Annotated in this window: 11 protein-coding genes; 4 read left to right on the top strand and 7 right to left on the bottom strand. The window is 69.9% G+C overall.

Features of this window, described 5'->3' with window-relative positions; genetic code table 11:
* The first annotated feature begins 21 nt into the window (after positions 1 to 21).
* From AB0C27_RS54925 to AB0C27_RS54940, 4 genes are read left to right on the top strand one after another with little or no spacing between them, the layout of a single operon-like run.
* Positions 22 to 612, top strand: coding sequence for a tripartite tricarboxylate transporter TctB family protein (locus tag AB0C27_RS54925; RefSeq protein ID WP_357863025.1), 591 nt, complete (start codon positions 22 to 24; stop codon positions 610 to 612).
* Positions 613 to 621: 9 nt separating this feature from the next.
* Positions 622 to 2,130 (top strand): tripartite tricarboxylate transporter permease, encoded by a 1,509-nt coding sequence (locus AB0C27_RS54930; RefSeq protein ID WP_357863027.1) that lies wholly within the window; start codon positions 622 to 624, stop codon positions 2,128 to 2,130.
* Positions 2,127 to 2,537, top strand: coding sequence for a universal stress protein (locus AB0C27_RS54935; protein WP_357863029.1), 411 nt, complete (start codon positions 2,127 to 2,129; stop codon positions 2,535 to 2,537). Before AB0C27_RS54930 ends, AB0C27_RS54935 begins: the two co-directional genes overlap by 4 nt.
* A complete protein-coding gene (locus AB0C27_RS54940) occupies positions 2,534 to 3,808 on the top strand; it encodes a glucarate dehydratase family protein (protein WP_357863031.1) in 1,275 nt (424 codons plus the stop codon). The genes AB0C27_RS54935 and AB0C27_RS54940 overlap by 4 nt, the downstream gene beginning before the upstream one ends.
* A 51-nt stretch (positions 3,809 to 3,859) precedes the next feature.
* Here AB0C27_RS54940 and AB0C27_RS54945 read toward each other — a convergent pair whose 3' ends face one another.
* The 7 genes from AB0C27_RS54945 to AB0C27_RS54975 all read right to left on the bottom strand — a co-directional run bounded on the left by AB0C27_RS54945 (position 3,860) and on the right by AB0C27_RS54975 (position 10,206).
* Complete coding sequence (locus AB0C27_RS54945; protein WP_357863033.1) at positions 3,860 to 4,660, bottom strand: FadR/GntR family transcriptional regulator; 801 nt, start codon at positions 4,658 to 4,660, stop codon at positions 3,860 to 3,862.
* 11 nt (positions 4,661 to 4,671) lie between these two features.
* Positions 4,672 to 5,775 carry a mandelate racemase/muconate lactonizing enzyme family protein gene (locus AB0C27_RS54950; RefSeq protein ID WP_357863052.1) on the bottom strand — a complete coding sequence of 368 codons (1,104 nt, stop codon included), beginning with the start codon at positions 5,773 to 5,775 and terminating at the stop codon, positions 4,672 to 4,674.
* Between the two features lie 48 nt (positions 5,776 to 5,823).
* On the bottom strand, positions 5,824 to 6,951 hold the full coding sequence (locus AB0C27_RS54955) for a mandelate racemase/muconate lactonizing enzyme family protein (protein WP_357863034.1): 1,128 nt from the start codon (positions 6,949 to 6,951) through the stop codon (positions 5,824 to 5,826).
* Between the two features lie 72 nt (positions 6,952 to 7,023).
* Positions 7,024 to 8,097: a phosphate ABC transporter substrate-binding protein PstS gene (gene pstS / locus AB0C27_RS54960; RefSeq protein WP_357863036.1), complete on the bottom strand. Its 1,074-nt coding sequence runs from the start codon at positions 8,095 to 8,097 to the stop codon at positions 7,024 to 7,026.
* A 120-nt stretch (positions 8,098 to 8,217) separates the two neighbouring features.
* Positions 8,218 to 9,402, bottom strand: a complete 1,185-nt coding sequence (locus tag AB0C27_RS54965) for a hypothetical protein (protein ID WP_357863038.1) — start codon at positions 9,400 to 9,402, stop codon at positions 8,218 to 8,220.
* A complete protein-coding gene (locus AB0C27_RS54970) occupies positions 9,399 to 9,983 on the bottom strand; it encodes a sigma-70 family RNA polymerase sigma factor (protein ID WP_357863040.1) in 585 nt (194 codons plus the stop codon). Before AB0C27_RS54970 ends, AB0C27_RS54965 begins: the two co-directional genes overlap by 4 nt.
* Positions 9,970 to 10,206 carry a hypothetical protein gene (locus AB0C27_RS54975; protein WP_357863042.1) on the bottom strand — a complete coding sequence of 79 codons (237 nt, stop codon included), beginning with the start codon at positions 10,204 to 10,206 and terminating at the stop codon, positions 9,970 to 9,972. Before AB0C27_RS54975 ends, AB0C27_RS54970 begins: the two co-directional genes overlap by 14 nt.
* Positions 10,207 to 10,536 lie beyond the last annotated feature (330 nt).

The raw sequence follows: 10,536 nt of genomic DNA on the forward strand, positions 1-10,536 counted from the left end.
GCCCCCCGCTAAGGAGTGCGCATGTCCCCGCCCGACCCCACCGCCTCTCATCCGGACCCCGGCTCGGCCCCGCCCGAGCCGGACCGGCCCGGTGCGGCGCCGCTGGACGACGCCGACGCGCTGCAGGCCGAGGCCGACCGGCTCCAGGCCGAGCTGGAGGAGGCCAGGCCGCCGCACGCGGGCCCGTTCGCGCAGCTCGGCGCGGCTGTGGTGGCCCTGGCCGCGGGCGTGTTCGGGGCCGTCGTGTCGTACACGCTCGGCCTCGGGCAGCTCACCCAGCCGGGTCCCGGCCTGTGGCCGTTCGCCATCAGCATCGTCATCATCGTGCTGTCGGCGACGCTGGCCTTCACCGGCCGCGGGCTGCAGGACACCGAGCGCTTCTCCCGGTCGAGCCTGCTCACCGTCGTCGGCCTGGTGACGCTGGTCGGGCTCGCCTCTCTGCTGCCGGTGATCGGTTTCGAGATCCCCTCGCTGCTGCTCATGTTCGTCTGGCTGCGCTGGCTGGGCAAGGAGTCGTGGCGCTCGTCCATCGTGATCAGCATCGGCGCCGTGGCCGCGTTCTACGTGCTCTTCGTGCTGCTGCTGTCGATCCCGCTCCCGCGACTCATCTGAGAAAGTCACATGGACATCTCCCCGATCCTCGACGGCTTCGGCGTCGTCCTCGAACCGGCCAACCTGCTCTACTGCCTGATCGGCGTGATCATCGGCATGCTGATCGGCGTGCTGCCCGGCCTCGGACCCGGCGCGACGATCGCGATCCTGCTGCCGATCACGTACGGCATCGGCCCCGTGTCGGCGATCATCATGCTCGCCGGCATCTTCTACGGCGCCCAGTACGGCGGCACGATCACCTCGGTGCTGCTCCGCCTGCCCGGTGAGGCGTCCTCGGTGGTGACCGTCTTCGACGGGTTCGCGCTGGCCAAGCAGGGCCGGGCGGGCACCGCGCTGGGCATCGCGGCCATCGGCTCCTTCGTCGGCGGCACGATCTCGATCCTCGCCCTGACGCTGGTCGCCCCGGTCGTGGCCGGGTTCGCGCTCGACTTCGGCCCGCCCGAGTACGCCGCTCTGGGCATCCTCGGCGTGCTGCTGATCTCCTCGGTCGGCAACGGCAACCGGCTCAAGGCCATCATCGCCGCCTGCGTCGGCCTGCTGCTCGCGACCGTCGGCCGCGACACCTTCACCGGTGCCGAGCGCTTCACCTTCGGCAGCCTCGACCTCGCCGAGGGCATCGACTTCATCCCGATCGCCATGGGCCTGTTCGGCCTCAGCGAGATCCTCTACAACCTGGAGGAACGGCACAACAAGGTCCACTCCCCCGCCAAGGTCGGCAACGTCTGGCCGTCGCGCAAGGACCTCGGGCAGGCCAAGGGCGCGATCGGGCGCGGCTCGCTCATCGGGTTCGTGCTCGGCGTGCTGCCCGGCGGTGGCGCGGTGCTGTCGTCGCTGGCCGCGTACGCGCTGGAGAAGCGGCGCGCCAAGCAGCCCGAGCGTTTCGGCCGGGGCGCGATCGAGGGCGTGGCCGCGCCCGAGACGGCCAACAACGCCGCCGCCACCTCCTCGTTCATCCCGCTGCTGACGCTCGGCATCCCGGCGAACGCGACCATGGCCCTGATCTTCGGCGCGCTGCTCATCCAGGGCATCCAGCCGGGGCCGCAGCTGGTCACCGAGCATCCGGACGTGTTCTGGGGCGTCATCAACTCGATGTACATCGGCAACATCCTGCTGCTGATCATGAGCATTCCGATGGTCGGGGTGTTCGTCCGGATCCTGCGGGTACGGCCGGCCATCCTGGCCCCGATCACGGTGCTCATCACGCTGCTGGGCGCGTACACGGTGAACAACAAGGTGTACGACGTCTTCATGGTGATCGTGTTCGGCGTGCTGGGGTACCTGATGAAGAAGTTCGGCTTCGAGCCGGGGCCGCTGGTGCTGGCGTTCGTGCTGGGCTCGATGATCGAGAACTCGTCGCGGCAGTCGCTGCTGATCTTCGGCGGCGATCCTGCGGGATTCTTGACCCGCCCCATCTCCGGGACGGTGCTGGCGCTGGTCGTGATCGTCGCGGTCTGGCCGCTCATCCGCAAGGCGCTGCGCCGCAAGACCCCCGATCGTGTGGAGGAGACTGTTTCATGACCATCCTCGTCGGTTACCTGCCCACGCCCGAGGGCGAGGCCGCCGTCGACGCCGGCCTGCGCGAAGGCAGGCTGCGCGGAGAACGCGTGATCATCGTCAACTCGCCACGGCGCGGCGCCCCCGTGGACGAGCGCAAGATCGACGACGCGGCCGGCTCGGAGCTGCTGCGGCGGGCCCGTGAAGCCGGGGTGGACGCTGAGCTGCGCCAGCCGCTGCACGACGACGACCTGCCCGAGACGTTCGAGCAGCTGGTCAGGGAGAGCGGCGGCACGCTCATCGTCATCGGGCTGCGGCACCGGTCGCTGGTGGGCAAGTTCATCCTGGGCAGCGAGGCCCAGCGGATCCTCATGGAGGCCAGCGTGCCCGTACTGACCGTGAAGGCCCCTGCCGTGCGAGCCGAGCTTTGAGCCCGCGCGAGGCGGGGCTGGTCAGCAGGGTGGTCGTCACCCCGGTCGCCTTCCGCGACCCGCCGCTGCTCAACGTGGTGGGAGTGCACCAGCCGTACGTGCTGCGCGCGATCGTCCAGGTGCACACCGATGCCGGGCTGGTGGGCCTGGGTGAGACGTACGCCGACCAGTCCCACCTCGACCGGCTCGGCGCGGTGGCCGCCGCGCTGCCCGGCGCGGACGTGTTCGACCTCAACGCGCTGCGCGCGACCGTGGTGAAGACGCTCGGGGAGGGTACCGGCGGCGCGGGCGCGAGCTTCGGCGGCATGCTGGAGATCTCCAGCGCCGTGGACACCGTGGTGGCGCCGTTCGAGGTGGCGCTGCTCGACCTCCAGGGCAGGGCGCTCGGCCGCCCGGTGAGCGACCTGCTCGGCGGCGCCGTACGCGACCGCGTCCCCTTCTCGGGTTACCTGTTCTACAAGTGGGCCGGCCATCCGGGCCACGACGACGACTCGTGGGGCGAGGGCCGCACACCCGAGCAGATGGTCGCCCAGGCCCGGCGGATGGTCGACGAGTACGGCTTCACCGCGCTCAAGCTCAAGGGCGGCGTGTACGAGCCCCGCCACGAATACGAGACCGTCGAGGCCCTGGCCGACGCCTTCCCCGGCCACGCGCTGCGCATCGACCCCAACGGCGCCTGGACCGTCGAGACCTCCGTCCAGGCGGCCGAGCGGCTGTCGGGCGTGCTGGAGTACCTGGAGGACCCGACTCCCGGCATCCCCGGCATGGCGGAGGTCTCCCGGCAGACCTCGATCCCCCTGGCCACGAACATGTGCGTCATCGCCTTCGAGCACCTCAAGCCGGCCGTCGCCGCCGACGCGGTGCAGGTCGTGCTGTCGGACCACCACCTGTGGGGCGGGCTGCGCCGCTCGGCGCTGCTGGGCGGCATCTGCGAGACGTTCGGGCTCGGCTTGTCGATGCACTCCAACTCGCACCTGGGCGTGAGCCTGGCCGCCATGACGCATCTCGCGGCGGCGACCCCGAACCTCACGTACGCGTGCGACACCCACTACCCGTGGAAGACGGAGGAGGTCGTCAAGCCGGGGGCGCTGGAGTTCCGCGACGGGAGCGTGGCCGTGCCCACCGGGCCCGGCCTGGGCGTGGAGCTGGACGAGGACGCGCTGGCGGCGCTGCACGAACAGTACGTCGCGTGCGGGCAGCGGGGGCGGGAGGACACCGCGTACATGCGCTCGATCGTCCCGGACTTCACCCCGAACACGGCCCGCTGGTGACGTGATTTTTCAGGGCACCTGGAGTGCTGACCGGGAGCCTCGGCCGGAGCCCTAGGGCGCCTGGAGGCGGGCGCGGGAGTTGGACAGGTGCAGCCGCATCGCCGCCCGCGCCGCCGCAGCGTCCTGGTCGGCGACGGCGCGATAGATGTTCTCGTGCTCCAGGGTCACCCGGGTGAAGTGGGTGGCGTCGGACACCGTGTAGACGTGCGGCAGCCGCGTGCGCGGCAGCATGATCATCATCGGCCCGAGCGAGGCGAGCAGGTCGGAGTAGAACCGGTTCCCCGACGCGAGCGCGACCTTGAGGTGGAAGGCGTAGTCGGCCTCGACCGCGTGGCCCGGCTGCTCGCCGGAGCGCCCGAGGTCGACCAGGGCCCGCTCGATCGCCTTGAGCTGCAGGTCCGTCCGGCGCTCCGCGGCCAGCCCGGCCGCCTCCGACTCGACGCCGATCCGGAAGTCGATCATGTCGAGCACGTCGCGGTGAGTGCGGATGCCGGACGCCTCCACGGAGAAGGCCGTCGAGGCGGGCAGCGCGAGCACGAACGACCCGCGCCCCTGGAAGGTCTCGACCAGCCCCGCGGCCTGCAGCCGCGAGACGGCCTCGCGGACCACGGTGCGGCTGACGCCGAACTCCTGGATGAGGGAGGACTCGGTGGGCAGTTTCTGGCCGGGCTGGATCTCGCCGGCCAGGATGCGGGCCTTGAGCCGTTCGACGAGCTCGTGCGCGAGCCCGCGCCCGCTGTCACGGTCGAGCCTGCGCCCGGTGTCGCGGTCGGCCTCGCACGCGCTGCCGGGCTGGTGCGCGCTGCCGGGTCTGGGCCCGGTGTCGCGGCCGGCCTTGGGGTCTGGGGGCACGGCTGACAAATCTACCCGCCTCCGAGGATGACATCGTCGAGCCGCCAGTCCCGGGCGTGCGCGGCCAGGGTGAGGCCGAGGCCGGGCCGTTCGGGCACCAGCATGCGCCCGTCCCTGATCTCGGGCCGCTCCTCGAACAGCGGCGAGAGCCATTCGATGTGCTCGACCCAGGAGTCGCGCGGGTAGGCGGCGGCCAGGTGCACGTGGAGCTCCATCACGAAGTGCGGCGCGACCTGGAGGTGGGCGTGGTCGGCGAGGGCGGCGATCTTGAGATAGGGGGTGATGCCGCCGACGCGGGGCACCTCGGGCTGGAGGAAGCCGGCGGCACGCAGGTCGATCAGACGTACGTGCTCGGCCACGCTGGACAACATCTCACCGGTGGCGATCGGGGTGTCGAGCGCGGCGGCGAGCTGGGCATGGCCATCGGCGTCATAGGCGTCCAGCGGCTCCTCGATCCACACCAGCCCCAGATCCTCCACCGCCCGCCCGAACCGCAACGCACTCGCCCGATCCCACTGCTGGTTGGCGTCCACCATCAACGGCACCCCGTCCCCCAGATGCTCCCGAACCGCCGCCAACCGCCGCAGATCCTCCCGCATGTCCGGCTGCCCCACCTTGATCTTGATCCCCCCGATGCCCTCCGCCAAGGACTGGGAAGCGCGCGCCTTCACCTCCTCGATCGGGGCCTGGAGATAGCCGCCGGAGGTGTTGTAGACCCGTACCGAATCGCGATAGGAGCCGAGCAGCTTCGCCAGCGGCAACCCCGCCCGCTTCGCCTTCAGATCCCACAACGCCACATCGATCGCCGCCAGCGCCTGCGTCGCCACCCCCGACCGGCCCACCGACGCCCCCGCCCACAACAACCGCTCATACACCCGGCCGATGTCCGACGGATCCTCACCCAGCAGGTTCTCCCCCACCTCCTTGGCATGCGCGTACTGCGCCGGTCCGCCGGCCCTGGTCGTGTAGGAGAAGCCCAGCCCCTCCAGGCCGTCGCCAGTGGTGATCTCGCAGGTCAGGACGTCGAGCTGGGACAGGGGCCGCTGCCGTCCCGTGGCCACTTTGGCGTCGCTCACGGGCCGCTCCAGCGGCACCGCGTAGCGGCCGAACCGCACGGCGCCGACGGCCCCTGACGTGACGCGCGCCCGCGTGCCGGACACGGCCTACGCCTTTCCGAACTCGACGCTGTCCACGGTCCACTTGCGGCACTGCTCGCTCAGCGTGATCCCGAGCCCCGGCCGGTCGGGGACGATCATGCGTCCGTCGCGGGTTTCGAGCCGCTCCTCGAACAGCGGGTTGAGCCACTCGAAGTGCTCGACCCAGGGCTCGCGCGGGTAAGCGGCGGCCAGGTGGAGGTGGATCTCCATGGCGAAGTGCGGCGCGAGCTGCAGCCCCGCGTGGTCGGCCAGGGTGGCCAGGCGCAGGAAGGCGGTGATGCCGCCGACGCGGGGGGCGTCGGGCTGGATGATGTCGGCGGCGCGGGCCTCGATGAGGCGTACGTGCTCGGCCACGCTGGACAACATCTCACCGGTGGCGATCGGCGTGTCGAGCGCGGCGGCGAGCTGAGCGTGACCCTCGGCGTCATAGGCGTCCAGCGGCTCCTCGATCCACACCAACCCCAGATCCTCCACCGCCCGCCCGAACCGCAACGCACTCGCCCGATCCCACTGCTGGTTGGCATCCACCATCAACGGCACCCCGTCCCCCAGATGCTCCCGAACCGCCGCCAACCGCCGCAGATCCTCCCGCATGTCCGGCTGCCCCACCTTGATCTTGATCCCCCCGATCCCGTCCGCCAAGGACTGGGAGGCCCGCGCCTTCACCTCCTCGATCGGCGCGTGCAGGAAGCCGCCCGAGGTGTTGTACGTCCTGACGGAGTCGCGGTAGGAGCCGAGCAGCTTCGCCAGCGGCAACCCCGCCCGCTTCGCCTTCAGATCCCACAACGCCACATCGATCGCCGCCAGCGCCTGCGTCGCCACCCCCGACCGGCCCACCGACGCCCCCGCCCACAACAACCGCTCATACACCCGGCCGATGTCCGACGGATCCTCACCCAGCAGGTTCTCCCCCACCTCCTTGGCATGCGCGTACTGCGCCGGTCCGCCGGCTCGCTTGCTGTAGCTGAAGCCGGTGCCGCCGTGGCCGTCCTCGGTCGTGATCTCGGCGAAGAGGAAGGCGATCTCGGTCATCGGCTTCTGCCGTCCGGTCAGGACTTTGGCGTCGCTGACGGGGACGTCGAGAGGGAGGGTGACGGAGGAGAGCGCGACGTGACGAATGCGGTCGGAAGCCATGGTGGTCCTCGGGCGTGGGGCGGCAGGATTCGTATGTCATCGTACAAATCCATAAGTCATCTGACAACTCGCTCAGCTGCTGAGGCCGAGCCGGGTGCGCACGGCGGCCAGGATGTCGTGCGGGAGCGGGGCGTAGCCGTACAGAGCGAGGTAGGACTGGCCGGCGTCGCCCGCGGTGTAACTCAGGAAGGTCTGCACCAGCGGGTCGGCGTCGCCCTGGCAGGTGATCTCGTAGGTGATCATGACGATGGGATAGGCGCCCGGGATCCTGGTCCGGTAGTCGAACTCCACGATCGGGCCGTTCTCGGTGTTGACGACCTTGGCGCCCTCCATCGCCAGGGTGGCGCTCTCGGGCGAGAGTTCGACGAAGCGCCCGGAGGCGTTGCGGATCTTGGCGATGCGCAGGCGGGCGTTGCTGGCGTAGCCGTACTCGACGTACCCGATGGAACCCTCCGAGTACTGGACGACCTGGACGATCCCGTCGGAGCCCCCGATCGGCCGCCCCGCACCCCGCCACACCATCGACGGCTCGTCCGGCCACCGGCCCGTCGCCCGCAGGAACGCGGTGAAGTTGTGCGTCGTGCCCGAGTCGCCGGCGCGGTGGACGGGCCGGACCCGCGCGTCCGGCATCCGCACGCCGGGGTTGTCGGCGCGGATCTCCTTGGCGTCCCATCGGGTGATCCGCCCGGTGAAGATGCCGGTCAGCGTGGCCGGCGACAACCTCAGATCCGGTACGGACGGCAGGTTGTACGCCAGCGCCACCGGCCCGATCACCATGGGCAGATGCAACGCCCTGCCACCGCAGCGCCGGTCGGCCCGTTCCTGATCCCCCGGCGGCATGCGGATGTCGGACCCGGCGAACGCGGTGGCGCCGGCGATGAAGTCCCGGATGCCGGCCCCCGACCCGTTGGCGCGGTAGTCCACCCGGAACTCGGGATGGATCCGCTGGAACTCGGCCCGCCAGGCGTCCATCGCCCCCTTCTGCGCGGTCGATCCGGACCCGGTGATCGACTTCACGATCCTGGTCCCGCCGGTCCCCTTGTTCCCGCTGGTGAAGTATCGGATCCCGCACAGGGTGACGACGCCCGCGGTCAGGACCAGGGCGACTAGCAGCCCCGGCCACGCGACCCGCTTCAGGTTTGCCACCCCGCCCAGCTTAGGAAGCACCCGTTCCCGCGCACCTCGATCAACCGTCAAGCCGGCCGCATGAGTCCGTCATTTCCCTCTTTGCGTGCCAGCTCACGGACGGCGGGGAGACGGGTCGCCTCAACCGGGTGCGGGTTCCGTTCCTCCTTCAGCGGCCAACCGCGCGACCGCGGATTCGAGCTGGCGGACCCGCCGTTGAACGATGTTCCAGCGATATTCCGGCGGCAACTCGTGCGTGGCCCGGGTGGCCTGCCGGAGGGTCTCCTTCGGCTCACCTCCCGCCACCCGGCAGAAGGCCCGATCGAGCTGTATCAGCGTGCGGTCGAGCTGCTCGTGGTGGTCGTACAGCTTCAGCGCCTTGGTCAGATACACATAACCGTCGCGGAAGCAGCCCAACTCGACGAGGGCCTCGCCCAGGTGGAACAGCAGTTGCCTGCGCGTGTAGCCGAAGACCGGGTCGCTGCCCTCCACCGTCGCCAGCACCGATTCCCCTCTGCTCCGTGCCTCTTCGGCGGCGGCCCGTACGTCGTCTCGCGCAGGAAAGCCGATGCCGCGTCCCTGCTGCGCCAGCCGCGCCATGGCCCGTAACTCGGCGACGGGTGCCATGGCGCTGACCGCGCACACCTGCTTGTCCGCGAGGTCACCGGCCGCCCGCGCCAGTTTCAGGCTGTCGAGCGGGTCACCGTAGTAGTGCGGCAGCATGGATTGACGGACCATGACCCAAGCTCGCAGCGTGGGGTCCTCCGTCTCCTCCGCGGCCCGGCGGGCCGTTTCGAAGTACGAGCCGGCCGAGTCCCACAGGCCCAGATTGATCAGCAGCATGCCGATGAGACCGGCCAATCTCGCCGCGATCCGGTGCAGACGACGATGACAGTCGATCGGATGCCGCTGCTCACACAGCCGGCTGACCTCCCCGAAGTCCACCAGGACGTCGGTGAGCAGTTCGAGCGGCGCCGTCGCGGTGATGTACTGCTCACCGTGGCGGACAGTGCGCGCCTCCCACTCGTCGAGGACGGCCTCTGGCAGCACCGCACCGGCCAGCGTCGCGTCCATCCGCCGGCGGGCCAGAGCCAGACGGCGGTAGAGGCAGATGTCCCGTTCGGGGTTCTGAGCGCCCCCTTCCGGTTCGGGCCACGGCCTGGAGGCGGGTGGCGAGTCCAGGCCGGCCATGATGGCCAGCAGCGTGACCGTGGGGTCGGTGACCTGGTGGACGTGGCTCAGCACATTCTCCGCGGTGCGGGACAGCACGCTGTCCAGCTCCTCCTCGGACAGCTCGTCATGGCAGGCCTCATCGTCGATGCTCACCGTGGTGCGCCTCCCTCCTTCGCGCGTGCCGGATAGAGTCGCGCTCTCAGTGCTTTTCGTGCCTTCTTGAGCAGGTCGCGCACCTTCTGTGCGCTCAGGCCGAGATGATCGGCTATCTCGACAGCGGTGAAGCCGTCCACCCGCAGGGCCATCGCGATCATGCTGTTGCCGTCCAGCTCGCGGAGCGCTGCCAGCACGTCCAGGGACTCATCGGTCAGAACGGCGTGGTCCGGCCCTGATCGCTCCGGAGGTTCCTGTTCCCTCATGGTGGCCGGTAACGGCCGGCGACGTAGACCGGGCGGCCGCAGATACTTGTGGTACGCCACTTTGCGCAGATAGAGGGAGGGTCTTCGGACCGTGTCCCGCACCCAGTCCCAGCGGGCCCACACTTCTAGGAAAGCCTCCTGCGCGGCGTCCTCCGCCTCAGCTTTCGGAGCGCCGCAGCACAGCAGGAACCTCACCAGCAGGTGATACTCGCGATCGTAGAAGTCGAGGAAATCCCCGCGCACCGCGACGCGGTCTTCTGCCGGATCAGGGAGATGTTCCATCGGAAGGGGCAGGTGTTGATCATCGGTCGCCATCGTCGGAGGCTTTCGCGTGGGAGACAGGACCGAACTCGATCAGAATGCCGTGCTTGCCCAGATCAAGGATGCGACTGCCTTCAGGGAGCCGGCGTACGAGGTCACGCCGTGCCACCTCCCTGCTCTTCTCGCGGCTGACGACGCTGCGCAGCCACGCACCGACGACCGTGACACCGGCGACCAGCACGGCCGACACGGCGGCGGCCATTTGGACGGGATCCATGGTTTGCCTCCCTTACGGGGGGTTCGGAGGGGTGGATACCGAAGTCCCGCTCTACGTCTATAAGTGGCCGTCAGTCGCATTGATCGGGAGGAGTCATAGGCGATTGGTTCCGCAGCACCTGAAGCACTCGGCAAGCCGAACGCCCACCTCCGGTCTGCCGGGGGTGGGCGTGGGGGCGTTCGTACTACTTGAGCCAGGGGGTGCGCTGGACGATGGGGAGGTTGCCGAGGCCGAGGGTGGTGCCGGCGCCGGTGAGGGCGAGGCCGATGAGGACGATCGCGTAGATGATGTGGTCGTCCATGAAGGGGTTGTTGGCCAGGGGCAGTTCGG

The sequence above is a fragment of the Nonomuraea sp. NPDC048882 genome, from assembly GCF_040649755.1.
GTDB classification, from domain to species: Bacteria; Actinomycetota; Actinomycetes; order Streptosporangiales; family Streptosporangiaceae; genus Nonomuraea; species Nonomuraea maheshkhaliensis.

What these genes read in the sequence shown, in the direction of transcription:
- AB0C27_RS54925 (WP_357863025.1), top strand. Translation starts at nt 22, where the DNA reads ATGTCCCCGCCCGACCCCACCGCCTCTCATCCGGACCCCGGCTCGGCC.
- AB0C27_RS54930 (WP_357863027.1), top strand. Translation starts at nt 622, where the DNA reads ATGGACATCTCCCCGATCCTCGACGGCTTCGGCGTCGTCCTCGAACCG.
- AB0C27_RS54935 (WP_357863029.1), top strand. Translation starts at nt 2,127, where the DNA reads ATGACCATCCTCGTCGGTTACCTGCCCACGCCCGAGGGCGAGGCCGCC.
- AB0C27_RS54955 (WP_357863034.1), bottom strand. Translation starts at nt 6,951, where the DNA reads ATGGCTTCCGACCGCATTCGTCACGTCGCGCTCTCCTCCGTCACCCTC.
- AB0C27_RS54970 (WP_357863040.1), bottom strand. Translation starts at nt 9,983, where the DNA reads ATGGCGACCGATGATCAACACCTGCCCCTTCCGATGGAACATCTCCCT.
- AB0C27_RS54975 (WP_357863042.1), bottom strand. Translation starts at nt 10,206, where the DNA reads ATGGATCCCGTCCAAATGGCCGCCGCCGTGTCGGCCGTGCTGGTCGCC.